This window comes from Streptomyces sp. ISL-1 (genome assembly GCF_018614585.1).
Lineage (GTDB): Bacteria > Actinomycetota > Actinomycetes > Streptomycetales > Streptomycetaceae > Streptomyces > Streptomyces maoxianensis.
In genome coordinates, this window is record NZ_JAGGOI010000066.1 from 31,985 (window position 1) to 54,870 (window position 22,886).

21 protein-coding genes and 1 pseudogene are annotated in these 22,886 nt (G+C 70.6%); 14 read left to right on the top strand and 8 right to left on the bottom strand.

Features of this window, described 5'->3' with window-relative positions:
* Positions 1-4: 4 nt before the first annotated feature.
* The 3 genes from J7E87_RS33600 to J7E87_RS33610 all read left to right on the top strand — a co-directional run bounded on the left by J7E87_RS33600 (position 5) and on the right by J7E87_RS33610 (position 3,815).
* Positions 5-679 carry a hypothetical protein gene (locus tag J7E87_RS33600; protein ID WP_215098446.1) on the top strand — a complete coding sequence of 225 codons (675 nt, stop codon included), beginning with the start codon at positions 5-7 and terminating at the stop codon, positions 677-679.
* A gap of 176 nt (positions 680-855) precedes the next feature.
* Entirely contained in the window at positions 856-2,145 is a 1,290-nt protein-coding gene (locus tag J7E87_RS33605; RefSeq protein ID WP_215098447.1) for a protein phosphatase 2C domain-containing protein, read from the top strand.
* Positions 2,142-3,815 (top strand): hypothetical protein, encoded by a 1,674-nt coding sequence (locus J7E87_RS33610; protein ID WP_215098448.1) that lies wholly within the window; start codon positions 2,142-2,144, stop codon positions 3,813-3,815. Before J7E87_RS33605 ends, J7E87_RS33610 begins: the two co-directional genes overlap by 4 nt.
* 11 nt (positions 3,816-3,826) lie before the next feature.
* On the opposite strand, the gene J7E87_RS33615 is transcribed toward J7E87_RS33610, so the two are convergent.
* From J7E87_RS33615 to J7E87_RS33625, 3 genes are all read right to left on the bottom strand, one after another.
* On the bottom strand, positions 3,827-4,531 hold the full coding sequence (locus J7E87_RS33615) for a Crp/Fnr family transcriptional regulator (protein ID WP_215098449.1): 705 nt from the start codon (positions 4,529-4,531) through the stop codon (positions 3,827-3,829).
* A 17-nt stretch (positions 4,532-4,548) separates the two neighbouring features.
* A complete protein-coding gene (locus J7E87_RS33620; protein ID WP_215098450.1) occupies positions 4,549-5,064 on the bottom strand; it encodes a Pycsar system effector family protein in 516 nt (171 codons plus the stop codon).
* A gap of 118 nt (positions 5,065-5,182) precedes the next feature.
* Positions 5,183-5,833 (bottom strand): MerR family transcriptional regulator, encoded by a 651-nt coding sequence (locus tag J7E87_RS33625; protein ID WP_215098463.1) that lies wholly within the window; start codon positions 5,831-5,833, stop codon positions 5,183-5,185.
* A 167-nt stretch (positions 5,834-6,000) separates the two neighbouring features.
* Here J7E87_RS33625 and J7E87_RS33630 point away from each other — a divergent pair, with 167 nt between their 5' ends.
* From J7E87_RS33630 to J7E87_RS33645, 4 genes are all read left to right on the top strand, one after another.
* Positions 6,001-7,569 carry an NAD(P)/FAD-dependent oxidoreductase gene (locus tag J7E87_RS33630; RefSeq protein ID WP_215098464.1) on the top strand — a complete coding sequence of 523 codons (1,569 nt, stop codon included), beginning with the start codon at positions 6,001-6,003 and terminating at the stop codon, positions 7,567-7,569.
* Positions 7,566-8,444, top strand: a complete 879-nt coding sequence (locus tag J7E87_RS33635) for an alpha/beta fold hydrolase (RefSeq protein ID WP_215098451.1) — start codon at positions 7,566-7,568, stop codon at positions 8,442-8,444. The genes J7E87_RS33630 and J7E87_RS33635 overlap by 4 nt, the downstream gene beginning before the upstream one ends.
* Complete coding sequence (locus J7E87_RS33640; protein ID WP_215098452.1) at positions 8,441-9,331, top strand: SDR family oxidoreductase; 891 nt, start codon at positions 8,441-8,443, stop codon at positions 9,329-9,331. Before J7E87_RS33635 ends, J7E87_RS33640 begins: the two co-directional genes overlap by 4 nt.
* A gap of 98 nt (positions 9,332-9,429) precedes the next feature.
* Positions 9,430-9,627, top strand: coding sequence for a hypothetical protein (locus tag J7E87_RS33645; protein ID WP_215098453.1), 198 nt, complete (start codon positions 9,430-9,432; stop codon positions 9,625-9,627).
* A 106-nt stretch (positions 9,628-9,733) separates the two neighbouring features.
* Here J7E87_RS33645 and J7E87_RS33650 read toward each other — a convergent pair whose 3' ends face one another.
* A complete protein-coding gene (locus J7E87_RS33650) occupies positions 9,734-13,045 on the bottom strand; it encodes a S41 family peptidase (RefSeq protein WP_215098454.1) in 3,312 nt (1,103 codons plus the stop codon).
* 134 nt (positions 13,046-13,179) lie between these two features.
* Between J7E87_RS33650 and J7E87_RS33655 the strand changes: the two genes are divergently transcribed.
* A complete protein-coding gene (locus tag J7E87_RS33655; protein WP_215098455.1) occupies positions 13,180-13,752 on the top strand; it encodes a TetR/AcrR family transcriptional regulator in 573 nt (190 codons plus the stop codon).
* A 98-nt stretch (positions 13,753-13,850) separates the two neighbouring features.
* Entirely contained in the window at positions 13,851-16,016 is a 2,166-nt protein-coding gene (locus J7E87_RS33660; RefSeq protein WP_215098456.1) for an MMPL family transporter, read from the top strand.
* Positions 16,017-16,166: 150 nt separating this feature from the next.
* Here the strand turns inward: J7E87_RS33660 and J7E87_RS33665 are convergent, their stop codons facing one another.
* Positions 16,167-16,511: an SsgA family sporulation/cell division regulator gene (locus tag J7E87_RS33665; RefSeq protein WP_215098457.1), complete on the bottom strand. Its 345-nt coding sequence runs from the start codon at positions 16,509-16,511 to the stop codon at positions 16,167-16,169.
* A gap of 155 nt (positions 16,512-16,666) precedes the next feature.
* Here J7E87_RS33665 and J7E87_RS33670 point away from each other — a divergent pair, with 155 nt between their 5' ends.
* The 5 genes from J7E87_RS33670 to J7E87_RS33690 all read left to right on the top strand — a co-directional run bounded on the left by J7E87_RS33670 (position 16,667) and on the right by J7E87_RS33690 (position 21,508).
* Positions 16,667-17,743, top strand: a complete 1,077-nt coding sequence (locus tag J7E87_RS33670) for an energy-coupling factor ABC transporter permease (protein ID WP_215098458.1) — start codon at positions 16,667-16,669, stop codon at positions 17,741-17,743.
* 1 nt (position 17,744) lies between these two features.
* The gene (cbiQ, locus tag J7E87_RS33675) at positions 17,745-18,506 is read left to right on the top strand and encodes a cobalt ECF transporter T component CbiQ (RefSeq protein WP_215098459.1); all 762 of its coding nucleotides are present in this window, start codon (positions 17,745-17,747) and stop codon (positions 18,504-18,506) included.
* Positions 18,494-19,261 carry an energy-coupling factor ABC transporter ATP-binding protein gene (locus J7E87_RS33680; RefSeq protein WP_215098460.1) on the top strand — a complete coding sequence of 256 codons (768 nt, stop codon included), beginning with the start codon at positions 18,494-18,496 and terminating at the stop codon, positions 19,259-19,261. Before cbiQ ends, J7E87_RS33680 begins: the two co-directional genes overlap by 13 nt.
* Before the next feature lie 307 nt (positions 19,262-19,568).
* Positions 19,569-20,732: a serine hydrolase domain-containing protein gene (locus J7E87_RS33685; RefSeq protein WP_215098465.1), complete on the top strand. Its 1,164-nt coding sequence runs from the start codon at positions 19,569-19,571 to the stop codon at positions 20,730-20,732.
* An 8-nt stretch (positions 20,733-20,740) separates the two neighbouring features.
* On the top strand, positions 20,741-21,508 hold the full coding sequence (locus J7E87_RS33690) for an SDR family NAD(P)-dependent oxidoreductase (RefSeq protein ID WP_215098466.1): 768 nt from the start codon (positions 20,741-20,743) through the stop codon (positions 21,506-21,508).
* 38 nt (positions 21,509-21,546) lie between these two features.
* On the opposite strand, the gene J7E87_RS33695 is transcribed toward J7E87_RS33690, so the two are convergent.
* From J7E87_RS33695 to J7E87_RS33705, 3 genes and pseudogenes are all read right to left on the bottom strand, one after another.
* Positions 21,547-21,654, bottom strand: a complete 108-nt coding sequence (locus J7E87_RS33695; RefSeq protein WP_374195256.1) for a VOC family protein — start codon at positions 21,652-21,654, stop codon at positions 21,547-21,549.
* A 20-nt stretch (positions 21,655-21,674) separates the two neighbouring features.
* Positions 21,675-22,448, bottom strand: coding sequence for a DUF817 domain-containing protein (locus tag J7E87_RS33700; RefSeq protein WP_215098461.1), 774 nt, complete (start codon positions 22,446-22,448; stop codon positions 21,675-21,677).
* 125 nt (positions 22,449-22,573) lie between these two features.
* A pseudogene (locus J7E87_RS33705) lies at positions 22,574-22,696 on the bottom strand (EamA family transporter); the annotation flags it as partial.
* Positions 22,697-22,886: the final 190 nt, after the last annotated feature.

Genomic DNA, 22,886 nt, shown 5'->3' on the forward strand with positions numbered 1-22,886 from the left:
ACGCATGGAGACACTTGGGCAGCTGCTGCCGGTGTACGTACTGGCTGACGAGTCCTATTCGATGGCCTCTCATGTCGACGACCTCAACGCCGGGATGAAATCGCTGCACATGGCCTTGCTCGGTGAACCGATGGCGGCGGCCAAAGTGCGGTTCTCCGTACTGGGCTTCTCCAACACCGTCACGGAGCACCTGATCCTCGCGGACCTGAGGGGTGAGAGCGAGCTGCCCCGGCTCTCGGCCGGCGGCGGGACCAGCTACGAGGCGGCCTTCAGCGCGCTGCTCCAGCGCGTTCCCGACGATGTGCGCAGCCTCAAGAGCCAGGGGTACCGGGTGCACCGTCCCGCGGTGTTCTTCCTCAGCGACGGGCAGCCCAATCCGCGTGAGAACTGGATGGAGGTGCACCGCAGACTCACCGACCGCAAGATCACCGGCGCGGCGCCCAACGTCATCGCCTTCGGCATCGGACAGGCCGAGGCCGAGACCATCCTCAACGTCGCCACGCAGTCGGAGTTCGCCTTCATCTCCCTGCCCGGGTCGCAACTCGGCGATTCCATCGCCAAGTTCTTCACCGCGCTCACCAAGAGCGTCGTGGAGTCGGGCAATGCGATGGCCTCGGGCCAGGCGGAGCTGATCGTGGAGAAGCCCGAGGGCTTCCGTCTCGCGATCGACGAGGTGTGACGGTGGAGTTCTTCGGAAGGAAAGGGCGGGCCAAGGACCCGGAGGAGCCCGCCGCGTCCTCCGATCCTTCCGCGCCGGCGCCGGCGCCGTCCCCCGGGCCTCCCGCGCCGGGGGCACCGGGCGGGCAGCCTGACGGGCAGTACCAGCAGCCCCCTCGGCAGACGGGGGGCGGGTATGTGCAGCAGCAGTTTCTGGAGCCGGGGTACGCGCAGCCGCCGTACCAGGAGCCGGGTTACGCGAGGCCTCCACAACAGCCGTCCCAGCAGCAACCGCATCAGCCCCCGCATCAGCCGTCCCACCAGCCGCCACATCAGCCGTCCCACCAGCCGCCGCAGCAGCACCCGCCTCAGCCGCGGCATCAGCAGCCGGGGGAAGCCCCGCCGCGGCCGGAGCCTGGCCGGCAACGCCCGCCGCGGCACGCGCAACCACCGCAGCAGCCGGCGCAGCAACCACCTCAGCATCCACTGCAGCAGCCCCCGCCGCGGCACGCACAACCGCCTCAGCAACCACTGCAGCCACCCCCGCCGCGACCGCCCCGTCCGGCGCCGGGTTACGTCCAGGCCCCACCGCGGCAACAGCCGCCGCCCGGCCGATGGGACCGGATCGTCCTCGGGCGGGCCGCCGCCGTTCCGGAGCCCAAGCCGCCGCCCGCGGACCCGTACCGCCCCGACACGGTTTTCGACGGGTGGTCCACGCGCTACCTCACGGTCCGGCTCGCCTCCGTACGGGGTGACGAGCACAGGTGCAGCGGACGCCCGCGCCAGGACGACATCACGGTCGCCTGGCACGAGGCCACCGAGGCGGTCGTGTTCGCGGTGGCCGACGGAGTGTCCGCAGCCCCGCAGTCGCACATCGGCGCCGCCCTCGCCTGCCGTACCGCCGTGAACGACCTGCTCGGCCAGCTCGACGAGGAACGGAAGGAGCCCGACTGGACGCGCGTGGTGCAGGCCGCCGCCTACCAGCTGCTGATGCGGGTGGCCCGGGTAGGTGAGCCCTCCGAGGAGCATCGCAGGGAGGCCATCGCCACCCTGGCGACCACCCTGGTGGCAGGCAGGGTCCTCCCACTGGCCGACGGAACACTCAGGGTCGACCTGGTCCAGGTCGGGGACACGGCGGCCTGGCAACTGGTCGAGGGGCTCTATCACCCCTTGCTGGGCGTGGAGAGCGACGACGAGATTTCGTCCTCCGCGGTGCTGGCGCTGCCGCGGCTGCCATCGGCGCTCCGTCCGAGGTCGTACCAACTGCCGGCGGACGGGGTGCTCCTGGTGGGCACCGACGGATTCGGCGTGCCGCTGGGCGACGGCGCGGGCATGGTCGGCGAACTGATGGCCGCGGGGCTGTCGCATCCGCCGCGGGAGCCCCGCACGCTCGCCCATCTGCTGGACTTCTCCCGGGAGACGTTCGACGACGACCGCACCCTGCTGGCGGTCTGGCCGCGTCATCGCCTCACGGAAGGGATGCCATGAGCGGCCCCGCCGCCGGGGTCCAACTGGCGTCCCTCGTCAGGGGAGCCCAGCTCGGCAAGGGCGGCCAGGGCACCGTCTGGGCCGTTCAGAAGCGGCTGATCAACGGTGAATGGCCGGTCGTGTACAAGGAGTACGACGGCAAGAGCAGGAGCGAGCTGAGGGCCGACGTACTGGAGCGGATGGTTGCTTTTCTGCCGCGCCAGGCGGACGGGACGGCCCGCTGGCTGGGTGAGCACACGGCGTGGCCCGCCGCGTTGGTGAGACAGGGGAACGATGTACACGGATTCCTGATGAGGCAGATCCCGGAGCATTACTTCCGGGTGCTGACGACCTCACCGGAGAGGAGGACGTCGGGCTTCGAGTTTCTGCTGAACAAAGACGCCTACTTGCGAAAGGTCGTCGGGATCTCGTTCACGCCCCGGCAGCGCTTCCAGCTGCTGCTGGATCTGGCGGGCAAGCTGGACCGGCTGCACGGGCTCGGTGTGGTCGTGGGGGACCTGTCGCCGAAGAACCTGCTGTTCTCGTTGCAGGGCTCACCCAGTTGCTTCCTGATCGACTGCGACGCGATGGTGCTGGGCGGCCAGTGGGCGCTCAAGCCGGTGCAGACCCCGGGCTGGAGCCTGCCCGGGGCCGAGGAGCCGACGACCCGGGCAGGCGATGTCTACAAGTTCGGTCTGCTCGCCGCCCGGCTGTTCATCGGCGATCAGGTTGGATCGGACGTGAACATCCTGCGGTCGGCCGACCGCGCGGTGGGGCAGCTGGCGGAGCGCAGTCTGGCCGCTGTGCCCGGGCAGCGGCCCGCGCTCGCCGACTGGCTCGGTCCGCTGCGCAGCGCCGTCAGCACGGCTCCCGCCACGCTGGCGCGGCCGGCGCCCGCCACCCCGACGCCGACGGTGGTGAACAGCCCGGCATGGACGCCGCCGCCCCGGCGGACCGTGCCAACGGCGCAGACAGCGAACGCGGTTACGGCAACGGCGGGGACGCCCGCGCAGACCCCGGCCCCGGCCCGGACACCGAACCCGGCCCGGACCCCGGCCCCGGCACGCTCGGGTGCCGTGCCGCCGCGCCGTCCTCCCGCCGCGCGCCCCAAGAAGAGCTACGGCTGGGTCTTCGTCCTGGTGGCGCTTCTCGTCATCGGCGTCGCACTGGGCAGCAAGCTGCTCGACAACGCTCGTGGGGAAGACGGGTCCGAGGATCCCGGGTCCGGAGCCACTCAGACGCGTGAGGAACAGGCGCAGACTCTGGAGAGCCTGCTGACGGAGAACGACGGCAACCGAGGCAGCGTCTCGGAGTCCGTGGTGAGAGTGATGGGATGTCCCGGGGGCAGTGAACTCGAAGCGGCCAAAGGGGTGTTCGACGATGCGGCCGGCAACCGCGACCGGCTGGTCGGCGCCTTGGAGGAGGCAGGCCTCGACCAGTTGCCGGACGGGCTGACCGCGGATCTGCTGGCCGGCTGGAAGAGTTCGGCCGAGGCGGACAGGGCCTATTCCAGACTGGCCACCGACATGGCCGACGGATGCACGACGAGCCGGGTGACGTCCGCGGACGCCTGGGCGGACGCGGACCGCGCCAACGTACAAGCGACGCGCGCGAAGAAGGACTTCGTGGCTGCGTGGAACCCGCTGGCCGAGGAGTACGGGCTGCGGACCCTGTCCTGGGACGAGGTGTGACCGTGCCCGGGTCAGGGCCCTTCGCCGCATTCCCGCTTCAGCGCGTCGGGGTTCTCGACGACCAGCCGGTTGCGCCCGGTCGTCACCCAGCCGTTGCCGCGCCACTGCTCGAGGATGCGGCTGACCGTACGGCGGGAGCCAAGCACAAGTCCGGCGATGTCGTCCTGCGAGAGCGGCAGGGCGATCAGCAGAGCGCCGGAGTCGCCGCGTCTGCCGTATCTCTCGCCCAGCTCCAGCAGGAGTGCGGCGAGGCGGGCCTGGATCGCCTCGCCGCCGGTCGAGGTGCGCTGGCTGTCGGCGTCCCGCAGTCGCGCCGACAGCACTTGCTGCATCGCGGCGGCGATGGCCGAGTGGTGGCGCGCCGCGTCCCTGAAGGCGCTCGCGGGCATGACCAGCGCTTCCACAGTGGTCAGGGCGGTGAGGGTGGCGGAGCGCGGTCCGCCGTCCAACCCGGCCTGCTCGCCCAGCAGATCACCCGCGTTCCGTATGGCGAGTACGGCTTGATAGCCGTCGGCGGAAAGCGCGGTGACCTTCACGCAACCCCGTCTGACCACGAGCAGATGGTCGGTGAGGTCGTTCTCCTGGAGGAGGTTGTCCTTGGCCGCGAACGTCTCGAGATCGCCGATGCGGCGGAGGGCGAGCCGGGCGGCATCGTCGAGCAGGCTCCAGAACGGAACCCGGTTCGACCGGTACCGGTCGGTGTGCCGCGCGGTCATGGACGCTCCTCGAGGTATCAGCCGAACGCGCCGACCACGGCGATCAGGACACCGCCCGCCAGAGCGCAGCCGAGCGACTGCCGGACCCGGCGGTGCTTGGTCCACAGGATTTCGCTCATGGTCACCAGTTGACCCGTCAGGGCCGGGAGGGGGTCGTGCCGGCCGAGCTGGTCGGCGAGCTGCTCCGGAGTCCAGTGACGCAGATGTCCGTAGAAGATGAACTGCCCCTGCGCGGGTGCCGACCGGCCCTGGTGGCCATGGCGCGGCAGCACGGCGAGGACCGCGAGCGCGGCGGACAACCCCAGGAGGAGCACGCCCAGCCACAGACCGATTTGAGCGACCAGTCCGGACATCTCGCTCAGCCTGCGGCCGGAGCCCGACATGGCGGCCACACCCGCCAGCGCGGCAGACTCCATGGCGAGGGCGAAGGACGCCTTGGCGTCGATGGTGCGGGTCCATTCGCCGAGCGTGGAGTGAATCTGCCAGGCGGTCCTGACGGCTTCGTCCCGCGACACCGGTTCCCCCTGTGGCACGCGGCTTCCTCCACATCCTGGCTGTCGTCGTGGTCCATCGCACCATAGCCAGGGTTGCCCGCGCCGGTCATGAACTCCCGCTGCAGTACTGCACTTTGATCAGAACTGATCAAAGCGATCAGTGGGGGCGCGCCTCGGTAGGGCCGGACTCGGGCAGCTGGTGCAGGTGCCGGTCCATCGCCATCGAAAGCTCCGCGTCCACCACGCTCTTCGCCAGCGGCCGCAGTCTGTCCACCTCGTCCTTCGGGGCGTGAGCGCGCAGGATTCCGACGAAGAGTTCCGCCAGCGCGTCCGCGTGGTCGCGGACCCGGCGGCCCGCGTCCAGGACGGTCGCCAGTGGGACGCCCTCGCGGACCAGGGCGGATGAGACGTCGAGCAGGCGGCGGCTGATGTGGACGATCTCGTCGCCGTCGGTGGCCAGGTAGCCGAGGTCCAGCGCGACCGCAAGGTTCTCCGGGGTGACCTCGCCCTCGAAGTAGTCGGCGAGTTCCTGGGGGGTGAGGCGGACCGGCTCCTCCTCGGTGGGGGCGCCGAGGCCAAGGACGTCACCGACGTCGCGGCCGCTCTCGAATGCGGTGGCGAGATCGGCGATGCCGTTGAGGGTGTGGCCGCGCTCCAGGAGAGCGGCGATGGTACGGAGCCGGGCCAGGTGGTGCTCGTCGTACCAGGCGATACGGCCCTCGCGGCGCGGCGGCGGGATCAGCCCGCGCTCCCGGTAGAAGCGCAGAGTGCGCACCGTGATGCCGGCCTCTTCGGCCAGCTCCTCCATGCGGTACTCACGTCCGTCTGCCACAGGGGAAGCCTATGTTGTACCGCCGGTAACTTGTCAGGTCCTGCCCCTACCGCTCAGTATCCCACTGCTCTACTCTCCCCATCATGCCAGTGATTGCTGGCATGGTCCGGCAGGGTGATGACGTTCCAGCGGGAGGCGGCGGCATGGGCCAGCAGCACGAGCACGTACGGGTGGCGGTGATCGGATCCGGATTCGGCGGCCTGGGGGCCGCGGTCCGGCTGCGCCGCGAGGGGATCACCGACTTCGTCGTCCTGGAACGGGCGGACTCGGTCGGCGGGACCTGGCGGGACAACAGCTATCCGGGGTGCGCGTGCGACGTGCCCTCGCACCTCTACTCGTTCTCCTTCGCGCCCAACCCCGACTGGCCGCGCACCTTCTCCGGGCAGGAACACATCCGCTCGTATCTGGAGCATGTCGCGGACACCTTCGGGCTGCGCCCCCACATCCGCCTCAGCCATGAAGTGCTGATGATGCGCTGGGTGGGCGACGAGCTGCACTGGGAGATCGAGACCTCGCAGGGCACGATCACCGCCGACGTCGTCGTCTCGGCGACCGGTCCGCTGTCCGACCCGAAGATGCCGGACATCGACGGCCTTGCCGGCTTCCCCGGGAAGGTCTTCCACTCCTCCCGCTGGGACCACGACTACGACCTGCGCGGCAAGCGCGTCGCGATGATCGGGACCGGCGCGTCGGCGATCCAGATCGTGCCGTCGATCCAGCCGGAGGTCGGGCAGCTGACGCTCTTCCAGCGGACCCCGCCGTGGGTGATGCCGCGGATGGACCGCACGATCAGCGAGGCCGAGCGCTGGCTGCACCGGCAGCTGCCGTTCACCGGGGCGGCGCGGCGCGGACTGCTGTGGGGGATAAGGGAGTTGCAGGTCAGCGCGTTCACCAAACGGCCCAAGCAGCTGGGACTCGTCGAATCGCTCGCCAAGGCCAATATGGCCAAGGCCATCAAGGACCCGGCTCTGCGGGCCAAGCTGACGCCCTCGTACCGCATCGGCTGCAAGCGGATCCTGCTGTCGAGCGAGTACTACCCGGCGCTCGCCGAGCCCAATGTGGATGTGGTGGCCTCGGGGCTTGTGGAGGTGCGCGGTTCGACGGTCGTCGCTGCCGACGGCACGCAAGCCGAGGTCGACGCGATCATCTTCGGCACCGGTTTCCATGTGACCGACCTGCCGATCGCCGAGCGGGTGGTCGGAGCCGACGGGATCACGCTCGCGGAGGCATGGAAGGACGGGATGGAGTCGCTGCGCGGCGCCACCGCGGCCGGCTTCCCCAACTGGATGACGATCATCGGCCCCAACACGGGCCTCGGGAACTCCTCGATGATCCTGATGATCGAGTCGCAGCTGAACTACATGGCCGACTACATGCGGCAGTTGAACGTGCTGGGGGGCCGTGCCGCGCTCGCCGCCCGGCCGTCCGCCGTGGGGGCCTGGAACCGGCTGGTACAGGAGCGGATGAAGCGGACGGTATGGGACACCGGCGGCTGCACCAGCTGGTACATGGACGCCAATGGCCGTAACACCACCATCTGGCCGGGGACGACAGGTGAGTTCCGCAGGGCGACGCGTGAGGTGAACCTCGCCGAGTACGAGGTCGTACGGGTACCTGCGACGGACGCGTCGGCGCAGTCCGCTGCCGAGCCCGCGCAAGTCGCCGCCGAGACCGCGAAGACCGCTGCCGAGACCACGGAGGCCGTGCGATGAGCCGGACGAGCCGGACCCTGACCGCCGTCTCCGCCGACGGGTCGCCGATCCATGTCGAGGTGTACGGTCCGGAGGGCGCGCCCGCCGTCGTGCTCGCCCACGGCTGGACCTGTTCCACACTCTTTTGGGCCGCGCAGATAAGGGAGTTGGCAGGGGACCACCGGGTCGTGGTCTACGACCAGCGCGGCCACGGCCGTACCGCGTTCGCCGCGGTCGGTACGGACGTCCTCGCCGACGACCTGGAAGCGGTGCTCGGCGCCGTACTGGCTCCGGGCGAGAAGGCCCTGCTCGCCGGGCATTCCATGGGAGGGATGACCGTGATGGCCGCCGCCGGCCGGCCGGCCTTCGCGGAGCACGCGGCCGCGGTACTGCTGTGCAGTACGGGCAGTTCGCGGCTGGTCGACGAGTCGCTGCTGCTGCCGATGCGCGCCGGGCGGCTGCGGACCCGGATCACTCGGATGGTTCTCGGGGCGCGGGCCCCGCTCGGACCCGTGACGCGCGTCTCCAAGCGGATCCTCAAGTACGCGACGATGGGCCCCGATTCGACGCCGGAACGGGTGGCGGAGTGCGCCCGTATCGTGCACGCCTGCCCGCGGCCGTCCCGGGTGGCCTGGGCCCGGGTGCTCGCGGAGCTCGATCTCGACGCGGGCGTACGGGAGTTGCGGGTGCCCACGATTGTGGTGGCGGGCACGGCGGACCGGCTCACACCGGTGGTGCACGCGCGGCGGCTGGCCGTAGAGCTGCCCGACTGCCGTGAGCTGGTGGAACTGGCCGGGATCGGGCACATGACGCCGGTGGAGGCCCCCGAGGCCGTCACCGCGAAGATCCGTGAACTGGTCGCCGCGTTCGTGAACAAGAAGGAGGAGGCCGCATGAGCAGGACGAGCCTGGAGGGACAGGTCGCGGTCGTCACCGGCGCGGCGCGGGGCGTGGGCGAGCTGCTCGCCCGCAAGCTGTCGGCGCGCGGCGCGAGGGTGGCGCTGGTGGGCCTCGAGCCGGACGAGCTGAAGCAGGTCTCGGGCAGGCTGCGCACCGAGAGTGACTGGTGGCATGCGGATGTGACCGACCACGAGGCGATGGCGCGGGTCGCGCAGGAGGTCAAGGAGCGCTTCGGCAAGGTCGACATCGTGGTCGCGAACGCGGGTGTGGCGTCGGGAGGTCCCTTCGTGGACTCGGATCCGGTCGCGTGGCGGCGGGTGATCGAGGTCAATCTGATCGGGAGCGCGGTCACGGGCCGGGCGTTCCTGCCGGTGCTGATGGAGAGCCGGGGGTACTTCCTGCAGATCGCGTCACTGGCCGCGATCACGCCGGCGCCGATGATGACGGCCTACTGCGCGTCGAAGTCGGGCGTCGAGGCATTCGCCCACAGCCTGCGGGCGGAGGTCGGGTACAAGGGCGTGCGAGTGGGTGTCGCCTATCTGTCCTGGACGGATACGGACATGGTGCGCGGGGCCGACCAGGACGAGGTGATGCGGGAGCTGCGGCAGCGGCTGCCCTGGCCCTCGAACCGCACGTATCCGCTGGGCCCGGCGGTGGACCGGATCGTGGCCGGGATCGAACGACGGTCCGCGCATGTGTACGCGCAGTGGTGGCTGCGCGGGATGCAGTCGGTGCGGGGCTGTCTGCCGGGGCTCATCGGGATGGCCGGCCAGCGGGAGATGCGGCGTTTCGAGCCGCGGCTGCGGGGGGTCGGAAAGGGGCTCGTGGGGGCCGGCGGGGCGGCGGACGAGGCGGCGCGGGAGGCGGGTACGCGGCGTCCGTGATCGAAATGCGAGGCATGTCCGTGCGTGCCACGCTGGTGTGGAGGCGCAGGGGGCGCGATGGCTCCCGCCCTTCTCACACCTTCTAGGAGTGAACGTTCATGGGCATGGCAGACCAGTTCAAGGACAAGGCCGACGCGCACGAGGAGCGGGCGCCGGCCGAGGGGGGCGCGAAGAAGGAAGCGTCGCAGCGGTCTTCGGCGGCCAAGGGCAAGCCGACGGAAGAGCCCCGGGAGCGGTCCACCGAGGAGGCCATGCAGGACGCCGAGGACAAGTTCAGGCAGGACTACGACATCTGAGTTCAGACAGCGAAGGGGCGCACCCGTTCGGGCGGGTCCGCCCCTTCGTGCATGCCGCCGGTCCTTGCGCCGTGGGTACGCACCGGTCCCGGGGCGCATCAGGGCGTCACCCGCGACGCCCAGCCCCCTCGCGCCCCCTCGGCGGCAGCTTCGGGCGTCGCAGGTTCGGGGCCTGCGAGTAGTCCGGCGGCTCCGCCGGCGGGTGGGTCTTCAGGAGGTCCAGGGCCAGCTGGATCGCGTCGTCCAGCTGGACGTGGCGGCCCTCCGCCCAGTCCAGGGGGGTGCGCAGCGCGTCCAGGTCCGGGTCCACGCCGTGGTTCTCGATGGACCAGCCGTACTCGTCGAACCATGCGGCGTTCATCGGGACCGTGATCACCGTGCCGTCGCCCAGGCGGTGCCGTCCTGTCATGCCCACCACGCCGCCCCAGGTGCGGCTGCCCACCACCGGGCCCAGGCGCAGCAGTTTGATGGCCGCGGTGATCATGTCGCCGTCCGACGCCGTCGCCTCGTCGGCGAGGGCGACAATCGGGCCGCGCGGGGCGTTCGACGCGTACGAGACCGGCTGCGCGTTCCGCGTCAGGTCCCAGCCGAGGATCTTTCTCGTGAGTTTCTCGACGACCAGTTCGCTGATGTGGCCGCCCGCATTGCCGCGTACGTCCACGATCAGCGCCGGCCGGGACACTTCCAGCCGCAGATCGCGGTTGAACTGCGCCCACCCCGACCCGCCCATGTCCGGGATATGCAGATACCCGCACTTGCCGCCGCTCAACTCCCGTACCACCTCGCGGCGTTTGGCCACCCAGTCGTGGTACCGCAGCGGCCGCTCGTCCACCAGCGGGATGATCGCCACCCGCCGGGCGGGACCCTCGCCCTCCGCAGGCCGGAAGGTCAGCTCGACCGTCGTGCCGCCCGCCGCCGAGAGCATCGGATAGGGGCCCGCCACCGGGTCCACCGGGCGGCCGTCGACATGTGTGAGGATCGCGCCCTCGCGGATGCCCGTGCCGGCCAGCGGCGAACGCGCCTTGGAGTCGGACGACTCGCCCGGCAGGATCCGGCTGACCACCCAGTTCCCGTCCCTGCAGACCAGGTTGGCGCCCAGCAGGCCCATCGCGCGCTGGTACTGGGGCGGCCCTTCGTTGCGCCGCGCGGGCGTGACGTACGCATGGGACGTGCCCAGCTCGCCCAGCACTTCGCGCAGCAGATCCGCGAACTCGTCCGGCGTCGCGATGTTTTCGACCAGCGGACGGTACTGGTCGAGCACACCGTCCCAGTCGATGCCGCACATCCCCGGCTCCCAGAAGTACGCGCGGGTGATGCGGCCCGCCTCGTCGTACGCCTGGCGCCATTCGGACGGTGGGTCCGCCTCGTGCAGGATCCGGCGCAGGTCCAGATAGACCGTCGTGTCGCTGTCCCCCGGCTCGGTGGCCGGGACCGCGCGCAGCTCCCCGTCGTCCACGACCACCAGCCGGCTGCCGTCGCCGCTGACCGCGAACCAGTCGAGATGGCCGACCAGTTCGGTCTTGCGGGCCTTGGTGATGTCGAAGTGCTCCAGGGTGGGGCGGCCGGTGGTGTCCGCGGGGTTGGCGAACGTCTCGCCGAGCGCCCCGGAGATCGGCCAGCGCATCCAGACGAGGCCGCCGCCGCTGACCGGATGGAGCGCCGAGTACTTGGAGGCGGCGACGGGGAAGGGGGTGACCCGGTCGGCCAGCCCCTCGACCTCGACCGTGACCGTGCCGTCGCCGTTCCCGGATTCGTCGTCCAGCGGGTCGAGTCCGCCGGCCGCGGGCCGTCCGTCCGGCAGCACCGCGAAGGGCGACGGTGTCGCGGACGACAGCGGCACGAGATAGGGGCGGCAGCCCAGCGGGAAGGACAGGTCCCCGGTGTGCACGTCATACACCGGGTCGAAGCCCCGCCAGGACAGGAAGGCGAGATAGCGGCCGTCGCGTGTGAAGACCGGATTCTCGTCCTCGAAGCGGCCGTTGGTGACGTCGACGATCGTACGGTCCATGATGCGGGCCATCTTGATCTGCCGCAGTGAGCGGCCGATGCCCGGATGCGACCAGGTCAGCCAGGCACCGTCCGGCGAGAAGGCCAGATCGTTGACGGGCCCGTTGACGGAGCGGACCAGCTCCGTCACCTCTGCGTCCACAGCGCCTTCGGCCGCGGAGGTGTCCCCGGACTCCTCGCTCGCGTCGAGCAGCAGCAGCCGGCCGTCGTTCGACGCGACAGCGAGCCGCTCCCCGTCCGGGTCCGACACCATCTCGTGGACGCGTCCCAGTTTCCCCGAGGCCAGCCTGCGCGGCTCCCGTTCGCCGCTGGCCCGCGGCAGATACGCGATCTCGACGGCGTCCTCGCCCTCCGCGTCCGTGACATAGGCGACCTGTCCGCCGCCGCCGAGCATCCCCGGCTGCCGGACCCGTACGCCCGGGGTGTCCGCGATCGTGCGCGCCGGACCGTCGCGGTGTGTGAGCCAGTACAGGCTGCCGCGTACGTTGACGGCGCTGGCCCGCCCGGTCGTGTCGACCGAGATCGCTTCCACGTTTCTGGAGGCGGGCACCTGGTAGGAGCGGCGTCCGGGGCGCGGGCCGCCGAGCCGTACCTCCAGCTTGCGCGGCTCCGCGTCCGGCACTGTCAGATCGTCGACGATCCACAGGTCACCCGCGCACTGGTACACGACCCTGCGGCCGTCGCTCGAGGCGTGCCGGGCGTAGAAGGCGTCGTGGTCGGTGTGGCGTCGGAGATCGGTCCCGTCGGGCAGGCAGGAGTAGAGATTGCCCACGCCCTGGTGGTCGGAGAGGAACGCGATGCGCCCCGAGACGAACATCGGGCTGTCCAGGTGCCCGTACAGATCCGCGAGCAGCCGTTCCCCGTGCACCCAGAGCCGGCCCGTCGCTCCGCCCCGGTACCGCTTCCACGCGGCCGGCTCGTGCGGCGGCTTGCCGGTGAGGAGCAGGGTGCGGTGTTCTCCCTCGATGTCCGCGACCTGGATGTCGGAGGTCGGGCCCCAGGGGAGCCGCCGGCCGGGGGAGCCGTCGGTGGCCACCTTGTAGGCCCAGGAGAAGTACGAGAAGGGCTGGGCGTGTGAGGAGACGGCCAGGATGTTGCCGTCCGGGTCCCAGCCGCAGACCCGGGTGTCGGTCGAGCCCCAGTAGGTCAGCCGCCTGGCCGGCCCGCCGGCGACGGGTGCCAGATGGATCTCCGGGTCGAGGCTGCGCCAGGTCGTGTACGCGATCTGCGCCCCGTCGGGGGAGAAGCGCGGATGGCCGACTCTGGTCCGGTCGACGGTGACCCGCCAGGCGCGGTCCGGTCTGCGCCCGGCGGGTGCCAGGGGCGCGATCCAGAGATCGTCCTCGGCGGCGAAGCACAGCAAGTCGTCGTGCAGGTGCGGGAAACGGAGATACGCGACGTCGTCACTCACCCCCCAATGCTTTCCGTGTCGGAGGGGTGCGGCAACTTGTGACGCAGAACACGACCGAAACGATTTCGTTTCGCAGAGGCTCGGGGTTATCTTCGTACTGTACGAAACCGTTTCGTTCAGGATGGAGGTCGACCATGGCAAGCAGCAGGATCACGCCCGAGCGCGAGGCAGAGCTGTACGAAGCCGTGCTCGACCTGCTGCGTGAGGCCGGCTACGAAGGCCTCACGATGGACGCGATCGCGGCCCGCACGCGTTCCAGCAAGGCCACGCTCTACCGCCAGTGGCGGAGCAAGCCGGAGCTGGTGGCTCGCGCGCTGCGCCATACCAAGCCGGTGAGCATCGCGGAGATCGACACCGGTTCCCTGCGCGGCGACTTCCTCGCGATGGTCGACCGCATGGACGACTGCCAGATGGAGAAGGACTCCGCGCTGATGCGGGGTCTGGCCCATGCCATCCACGACAACCCCGACCTCCACAAGGCGCTGCGGGACCTGCTGATCGACCCGGAGATGACCGGGCTCGACGCACTGGTGCAGCGCGCCGTGGACCGGGGCGAACTCCCCGCGGACACCCCCGCCCTGAACTACGTCCCGCACATGCTTGTCGGCGCTTTCATCGCCCGTCCGCTGATCGAGGACCGGTCGGCCGACCGGGCCTTCATCGCCTCCTACATCAATGCCGTGGTCCTCCCCGCACTCGGCATCTGATCTCCCCGCACAGCCAGCACAGCACCTGACGCGCGCCGCTCTCGTCGTCGGACCGGCTCCCCATGCCCTGTTCACCTCACACTCGGGAGTACGCCCTCGTGGCCACGTTTCTCTACAAACTCGGGCGGTCCGCCTTCCGGCGCCGCCGTCTCGTCGCCCTGCTGTGGGTCGCGCTGCTGGCGCTCGCCGGGGTCGGCGCGGCCTCCGCGTCCACCGCCACCTCCTCGTCGTTCTCGATCCCGGGCACGGAGGCGCAGAAGGCCTTCGACCTGCTGGAAGAGCGCTTCCCCGGCGTCAGCGCCGACGGCGCCACCGCCCGGGTCGTCTTCAAGGCGCCCGCCGGCGGCAAGATGACCGACGCGGCCAACAAGGCCGAGGTGAACGAGGCCGTCGCCGCGCTGAAGGACGGCTCCGACCAGATCGGCTCCGTCACCGACCCGTACACCGGCAAGGCCGTCTCCAAGGACGGCGGCACCGCGTACGTATCGGTCTCGTACAAGGTGAGCTCGATGGAGCTGACCGACGAGACCCGTGAGGCGCTGGAGAAGACCGGCGACGAGGCGCGCGACGCCGGGCTGACGGTGGAGATCGGCGGCGATGCGCTGCAGACCGTCCCGGAGACCGGGGCCGGCGAGATCATCGGCGTCGGCATCGCCGCGGTCGTCCTGGTCATCACCTTCGGCTCGCTGGTTGCTGCCGGGCTTCCGCTGCTCACCGCGATCATCGGCGTGGGCATCGGGATCTCCACGATCACCGCGCTCGCGAACGTACTGGAACTCGGCTCCACCACCTCCACGCTGGCAACGATGATCGGCCTCGCGGTCGGCATCGACTACGCGCTCTTCATCGTCTCCCGCTACCGGGCCGAGCTGGCCGAGGGCCGCGAACGCGAGGACGCGGCCGGCCGGGCCGTCGGCACAGCGGGCTCCGCGGTCGTCTTCGCGGGCCTGACCGTGGTCATCGCGTTGGTCGGCCTCGCCGTCGTCAACATCCCGATGCTCACCAAGATGGGCTTCGCCGCGGCCGGCACGGTCGTGATCGCGGTCCTCATCGCGCTGACCCTGATCCCCGCGCTGCTCGGTTTCGCGGGCAACCAGGTGCTCGGCCGCAAGGTCCGCAAGGGCAAGCCGGCCGGCGAGAAGCCGAACATGGGCACCCGCTGGGCACGCCTCATACTGCGCCGCCCGGTCACCGTGCTGCTCGCCGGAGTGGTGGGCCTCGGCGCCATCGCCATACCGGCCGCCTCGCTGGAAATGGGTCTGCCCGACGACGGCGCGCAGCCGGTCAGCACCACTCAGCGCAAGGCGTACGACCTGCTGTCCGACGGCTTCGGTCCCGGCTTCAACGGCCCACTGCTGGTGGTCGTCGACGGCGACAAGAGCGCGGCCGACCGTACGGTCAAGGACATCAAGGGTCTCGATGGCGTCGTGGCCGTCACCCCGCCGAGCCCCAACAAGGCCGGCGACACCTCGATGATCACGGTCATCCCGAAGGACCGGCCGTCCTCGGTCGAGACCGAGGACCTCGTCCACTCGATCCGGTCCGGCAGCGGCGACGATGTGCTGGTCACCGGCGCGACGGCGATGAACATCGACTTCTCGCAGAAGATGAACGACGCGCTGCTGCCCTATCTGGCGCTCGTCGTCGGACTCGCCTTCCTGCTGCTGATGGTGGTCTTCCGCTCGGTGCTGGTGCCGCTCAAGGCGGCCCTCGGCTTCCTGCTCTCCGTCGTCGCGGCACTCGGCGCGGTCGTCGCCGTCTTCCAGTGGGGCTGGCTCGGCTCGCTGTTCGGTGTGGAGCAGACCGGCCCGATCATGTCGATGATGCCGATCTTCATGGTGGGCGTCGTCTTCGGTCTCGCGATGGACTACGAGGTCTTCCTGGTCACGCGGATGCGTGAGGCATACGTCCACGGGGAGCGGCCCGGCGAGGCGATCGTCACCGGCTTCAGGCACGGGGCACGTGTGGTCACCGCCGCCGCGGTGATCATGATGGCGGTCTTCTCCGGCTTCATCGGCTCCAGCGAGCAGATGGTCAAGATGATCGGCTTCGGCCTCGCGATCGCGGTCCTCTTCGACGCGTTCGTGGTCCGCATGGCGATCGTGCCGGCGGTGCTGGCGCTGCTGGGCCACAAGGCCTGGTGGCTGCCGCGCTGGCTGGACCGGATACTGCCCAATGTGGACGTGGAGGGCGAGAAGCTGCGCAAGGAGCTGGCCGACCGTCCCGAAGGCCCGGACGCGGAGCGGCAGTTGGTACGCGTCTGACGCACCGGGCACCAAGGCCCCGGGGGCGCCACAGGGGCGCGGCGCAGCCGCTCCGGTGGAGCCGTGCTTACACCTCAGGTGCACGCCCCCGGCAGCGCGACGGCACACCGTGGGGACGGGGGCCGTCGCGGAACACAGTGGCCGCGCTCGTCACCTCTGGGTGGCGGGTGTGGCCACTGCGTATGTGTGCCGCAGGAAGCGGATCAGCGACGTCGTGTCGAACTGCACCACCGCTACGCCATCCGGGGTATGGAACTCCACAACCGCCTGGACCCTGCCGCAGGGCCAGATCTCGACATCGCCCAGGCGCGCGGGCGCGCGCAGTCCCGTCTCCAGCAGTGCGCGGGGGAAGGCCCACTCCCGGCCGCCGGGGAAGGCGAAGCGCACCGAATCCGGGTCGCCGGGATCGTAGCGGAGGGCGACGCGGGCCGACCGGTACTGCGGAGCGTCGGTGACTATCCGGGCCAATGCATGATCTTCGACGACTGTGGACATGGCGCGCTCCTCACATTCGCCTGCTTTGTCCTCTAATGTCCCACAATTCGGGACGAAGGCACGACCGTTATTCGTGACCGAGGCGCTCTTGCGAACGATTTGCAATAAGGCACTATGATTGAACACTTATTCATCTGTCCGAAGCGGAGCCCGCCATGCATGTCCCCGACGGATTCATCAACGCCCCGGTATCGGTGGCCGCCGGAGTCACAGCCGCCGGCGCTGTCGCCGTGAGCCTGCGCGGCGCCCGCCGTGAGCTGGGCGGCTCCGCGGTCGCGCTCGTCGGCGCCGAGCGGACCGCGCCGCTTGCCGGGCTGGTCGCCGCATTCATCTTCGCCGTACAGATGCTGAACTTTCCTGTGGCGGCGGGCACCAGCGGACACCTGCTGGGCGGCGCGCTCGCCGCGATCCTCGTCGGCCCCTACACCGGCGTGCTCTGCATAGCCGTTGTCCTTCTGATGCAGGGCATCCTGTTCGCGGACGGCGGCCTCACCGCTCTCGGCGTGAACATCACCGTCATGGGTGTGGTCACGGTCGTCGTCGCGTACGCGCTCTTCCGCGGCCTGGTCAAGGTGCTGCCGCGGACCCGCCGCTCGATCACTGTCGCGTCCTTCGTCGCCGCGCTCGCATCCGTGCCGGCCGCGGCCGGCGCCTTCACCCTGATCTACGCCATCGGCGGGACGACGAACGTGCCCGTCGGCAAGGTCCTCACCGCGATGGTCGGCGTCCATGTCCTGATCGGCATCGGCGAAGCCGTGATCACCATGCTGACCGTCGGCGCCGTCGTCGCCGTCCGGCCCGACCTCGTCTATGGCGCGCGCGGTCTCACCACCCCGCTCAAGCTGCGCGTCGGCGGCGAACTGGTCGACGCCGAGCCCGCCGCAACCGCGCCGGTCGCCGCCCGCTCGCCGAAGAAGCTGTGGGCCACCGGCCTGGTCACCGCCCTTGCCCTCGCGGGCGTCGCCTCCTTCTACGCCTCCGCCAGCCCCGACGGCCTGGAGAAGGTCGCCGCCGACCAGGGCATCGACAGGCACGTCGCGGAGCATGCCGCCGCCGGCTCCCCGCTCGCCGACTACGGCGTCAAGGACGTCTCCGATGCCCGGATCTCCGGCGGTCTCGCGGGCGTCATCGGCGTCGGCGCGACGGTCGTGGCGGGCAGCGGCGTCTTCTACGCGGTGCGCCGCCGCCGTACGGACGAGCCCGCGTCCGCCCCCGTACGCGAGACCGTCTGACATGGCGTCGGGCCACACCCACAAGCTCTACCGGCACGGGCACTCGCCCGTCCACGCCCTGCCGGCGCACTGCAAGCTCGTGGCCGTCTTCTGCTTCGTGCTTGTCGTGGTCTCCACGCCGCGCGAGGCCGCGTGGGCTTTCGGCCTGTACGCGGCGCTGCTCGCCGCCGTCGCGGCCGTGGCCCGCATCCCCGCCGGATTCCTGCTGCGCCGTCTGCTGATCGAGATCCCGTTCGTGGCCTTCGCGCTGCTGATGCCGTTCGTGGTGCCGGGCGAGCAGGTCTCCGTACTGGGCATCTCGATGAGCGTCCCCGGCCTGTGGGGCGCGTGGAACATCCTCGCCAAGGGGACGCTCGGCGTCGCCGCGTCCGTGATCCTCGCCTCGACGACCGAGCTGCGTTCGCTGCTGCTGGGACTGCAGCGGCTCAAACTGCCGCCGATGCTGGTCCAGATCGCGTCCTTCATGATCCGTTACGGCGATGTCATCACCGACGAGATGCGCAGGATGTCGATCGCGCGCAGGTCGCGCGGCTTCGAGGCGCGCGGAGTGCGTCACTGGGGCGTCCTCGCCAAGTCCGCGGGCGCGCTTTTCATCCGCTCCTACGAGCGCGGCGAGCGCGTACATCTGGCGATGGTGAGCAGGGGGTACGAGGGGACCATGCCGGTCATCGACCAGGTGACCGCATCGCGTGCCCAGTGGTCGTACGCGGTGGCCCTCCCGCTGACCGCGCTCGCCGTCTGTCTGCTGGGATGGACCCTATGACTGCGTCTCTTGAAATGACTGCGTCGCTTGAAGTGCGGGGCCTCGCCTACGCCTACCCCGACGGCCATCAGGCGCTGTTCGGCGTCGATCTGACGGTCGGGCGCGGGGAGCGGGTCGCCCTGCTCGGACCCAACGGCGCCGGCAAGACCACGCTCGTCCTGCACCTCAACGGCATCCTGGCGGGCGGCGTCGGCTCGGTGTCGGTCGCGGGCCTGCCGGTCGCCAAGGCGAATCTCGCCGAGATCCGCCGCCGGGTCGGCATTGTCTTCCAGGACCCGGACGACCAGCTGTTCATGCCGACGGTCCGGGAGGACGTGGCCTTCGGCCCGGCGTCGTCGGGGCTGCGCGGCGCGGAGCTGGAGGCGCGGGTCGTATCGGCCCTGACCCAGGTGGGCATGGCGGAGTACGCGGACCGGCCGCCGCACCATCTCTCGTTCGGCCAGCGCCGTCGGGTCGCGGTCGCGACGGTTCTCGCAATGGAGCCGGAGATCCTCGTACTCGACGAGCCCTCGTCCAACCTCGACCCGGCCTCCCGGCGCGAACTGGCCGACATCCTGCGGTCGTTGGACGTCACGGTGCTGATGGTCACGCACGACCTGCCGTACGCGCTGGAGCTGTGCCCACGGGCGGTGGTCCTGAGCGAGGGCGTGATCGCGGCGGACGGGCTTACGCGGGAGCTGCTGGCCGACGACGACCTGATGCGGGCGCACCGCCTGGAGCTGCCGTTCGGCTTCAACCCGCGAGCGGTTGCCTGACCGGGCCCCGCGCCTCAATCTCACCCAGACTTCGTCCGGGGGGACCGGACCCCCACGGGGCTTGGTTCGGGGCTCCCTCCCGGACCCCGCGCCTCAATCTTCCCCAGACTTCGTCCGGGGGGACCCCCACGGGATTGATTCTCGCCGGTCCGGTGGAAATTCAAGCCCGTCCGGCGATTGAGGACAGGCCGGAAGGTCCTACGGGGTCTGGGGGCTTGCCCCCAGCTCCACCCCCCGCGGCGTCCGCCGCACCCCCCACCCGCACCATGGAGGGATGAGACCCGCAGGCGTGGAGGTTGTGTCCGGTATGGATGTCCAGGGCACGGTGGTACCCGGCTTCGAGCCGGTCAGGCACGCCTTCGTACGCAACTTCGAGCAGCGCGGCGAGCGCGGCGCGGCACTCGCCGTCTACCGGGACGGGCGCAAGGTCGTCGACCTGTGGGCCGGCACCCGGGGTGTGGACGGGCACGAGCCGTGGGCCGTGGACACCGCGCAGATCGTCCGTTCCGCGACCAAGGGCGTCGCCGCGGCCGTCGTGCTGCTGCTCCACCAGCGCGGCCAGATCGACCTGGACGGCCCGGTCGGCACGTACTGGCCGGAGTTCAAGGCGGCCGGCAAGGAGCGGGTCGTCGTACGCCAACTGCTCTCGCACCGCGCCGGGCTGCCGGTCCTCGACCGCCCGCTCACCCCGGCCGAGGCGGCCGACGGCACAACCGGCCCGGCGAGGATTGCCGCACAGCGCCCCGTCTGGGAGCCAGGCACCGACCACGGATACCACGCGCAGACGTACAGCTGGCTGCTCGGCGAACTGGTCCGCCGCGTCACCGGCCGCACCATCGGCCGCTGGGTCGCCGAGGAGATCGCCCGCCCGCTCGGCCTCGACTTCTGGATCGGACTGCCCGACGACGAGGCGCGCCGGGTGGGCCGCATCGGTCCGGTCGAGGAACCCGCCGCGCCCGACGGCGGCGGCCTCAAACTGCGCCCCAAGCGCGCCGTTTCCGAGGCCTACCGCGACCCGGAGTCCCTCACCCGCCGCGCCTTCGGGGCGATCGACCCGGCCCCGGACGAGAACGACCCGGCGTTCCGCGCCGCCGAACTCCCCGCCTCCAACGGCATCTCCACCGCCCGCGCGCTGGCCCGCTTCTACGCGTCGACGATCGGCGCGGTCGACGGCGGACCCCGGCTCTTCGCCCCGGCCACCCTCACCCTGGCCCGCACCGAGGAATCGGCGGGCCCCGACCGCGTCCTGGTCGTCCCCACCCGCTTCGGACTCGGCTTCATGCTGCACGGCGCCGCGGCCCCGCTGCTCGGCCCCGGCTCCTTCGGCCACCCCGGCCGCGGCGGCTCGCTCGGCTTCGCGGATCCCGAGTCGGGCATCGCGTTCGCCTACGCAACCAACGGCATGCGCAAGGGAGTTACCGCGGATCCGCGGGCGCAGGCGCTGATCAGGGCGGTACGTTCAGCGATATGAGCAGCCAGATGAGACGTTTCGAGGGGCACGGCGTACTGATCACAGGGGCGGGGCGCGGCATAGGCGCGGCGACCGCGCGCAGGCTCGCCGCCGAAGGAGCCCGGGTCCTCGTCACCGACGTGGACGCCGAGCGCGCCGCGAAGACCGCGGGGGACATTCGGGGGGCCGCGTCCCTCGGCTGTGACGTGGCCGACCGTACGGCGGTCGAAGCGGCCGTCGCGTACGCCGTCGAGCACTTCGGCACCCTGGATGTGCTGGTCAACAACGCCTTCTCATGCAGCCTCGACACCCCGAAGTTCGAGGATCAGCCGGACGACACCTGGCATCGCGACCTGGACATCAGCCTGACCGGCGCTTTCCGGTGCGCCCGCGCCACGCTGCCCCACCTCGCCGCGTCGGGCCGCGGCGCGATCGTCAACATCGGCTCCGTCAACGGCGAGCAGGACTTCGGCAACCATGCCTACAGTGCGGCCAAGGCAGGCCTGGCCTCGCTGACCCGCACCCTGGCGGGCGACGCGGCGGCGCGCGGCGTCCGCGTCAACCAGGTCAACCCGGGCACGGTCCGTACTCCCTCCTGGTCCGGGCGCGAGGCACAGCTCGACGCGGTGAGCCGCCTCTACCCGCTGGGCCGGATCGGCGAACCGGAGGACATCGCGGCCGCGGTGGCCTTCCTGGCCTCGCGCGACGCGGCCTGGATCACGGGCACGACGCTGCGGGTCGATGGCGGACTGCTGGCGGTGAACACGGTGTTCGGCGAGGCCGCAGCGGGGGAGTGACCCGCATTGAGCGCGCCGGTCCCGCGGCCACGCAGAACTCATGGCGGGGGCGGTGGCTCGTCGATGTACCCCAGCGCCTGCTTCCAGAAGGTGGCGAGCAGCTGCGCGTCCGTACAGTCGAGCGTCAAATCGATCCGGACTGCCATGACTGGACCGTACTGCCCGCCTATAACAGCCGAGGCTCTGCACGGCGCTGCCCGGCCGCCAGCACGAAGGTGACCGAGATCAGCAGCGCCCACGCCCCGACTTTCGCCACGGACACGGGCTGCCAGCCGGTGAGCTGGTCCGGATAGCTCCAGGCGCCCGCGTACGTGGCGATGTTCTCGGCGACCCAGAGGAAGAAGCCGATGAGCACGAACGACAGGGCGAGCGGCATCCGGTACTCCTGCGCCCCGACGCGGTAGCGCACCCAGGTTCCTGCGGTCGCGCACAGCAGCGCGGCGGCCAGCGCCCAGCGGAGGTCGGGCAGCCAGTGGTGGCTGAAGAAGTTCAGATAGACCGCACCGGCGAGCGCCGTCATGATCCGTGGCCGGTAACCGTCCAGGCGCAGGTCGAACAGATGCCAGGCGCGGCAGACGTAGCTGCCCACAGCCGCGTACAGAAATCCGCCGTACAGCGGCACACCGGCGATCTTCGTCAGCGCCTCCTCGGGGTAACTCCAGGACCCCATCCGCACCTTGACCAGCTCGAAGAGCAGCCCGATGAGATGGCATCCGGCGATCACGGCGGTGTCGCGCGCGCTGTCCCAGCCGAGCTTCCTGGCCAGCGCCGCGAGCAGGATTCCGTACAGCAGCACCAGGTCGTAGCGCGCGATCGGCAGGTCGGGCAGCAGGCCGGAGACCGCGATGCCGCCGACGAGCGCGAAGGCGAAGGCACAGCAGCGGGCCTGCAAGTGCCCGAAGCGGAGCAGCTGGCGTGTCCAGTGCGTGATCATCCCCATGCCGGGGAGGACGCCAGGAGCACGCCCCGCGGTTCGACCGGCGGTTCGATCGAGTTTCGGGCGAGGTTCGGGCGGCGAGGTCGACCGCGGATCGGGCCCCGGGTTCGACCGGCGGTCCGGTCGGGTCAATTCGCGCGCAGCATCAGGCCGATGCCCACCACCATCAGCCCCGCCGCCGCGATCCTCGGACCACCGAAGCGCTCCTTGAAGAACAGCGCCCCGATCGCCGCGCCAACGATGATCGAAGTCAACTCTTGCTGAAGCAGTAATTAGTTCCCTGGTCAGCGCAGGGTTGAACGCTGATCAGTCGGCGGCGGGGCCAACAGATGCATCAGGACCGGTGGCCACGTCACGACGGGGGCTAGTGTCCTGCGCCAGTAGTTGATCGTTAGTAGTTGTGTGACTTCTGCTGCTGGTGCGTCAGTTCCTCGTCGGGGC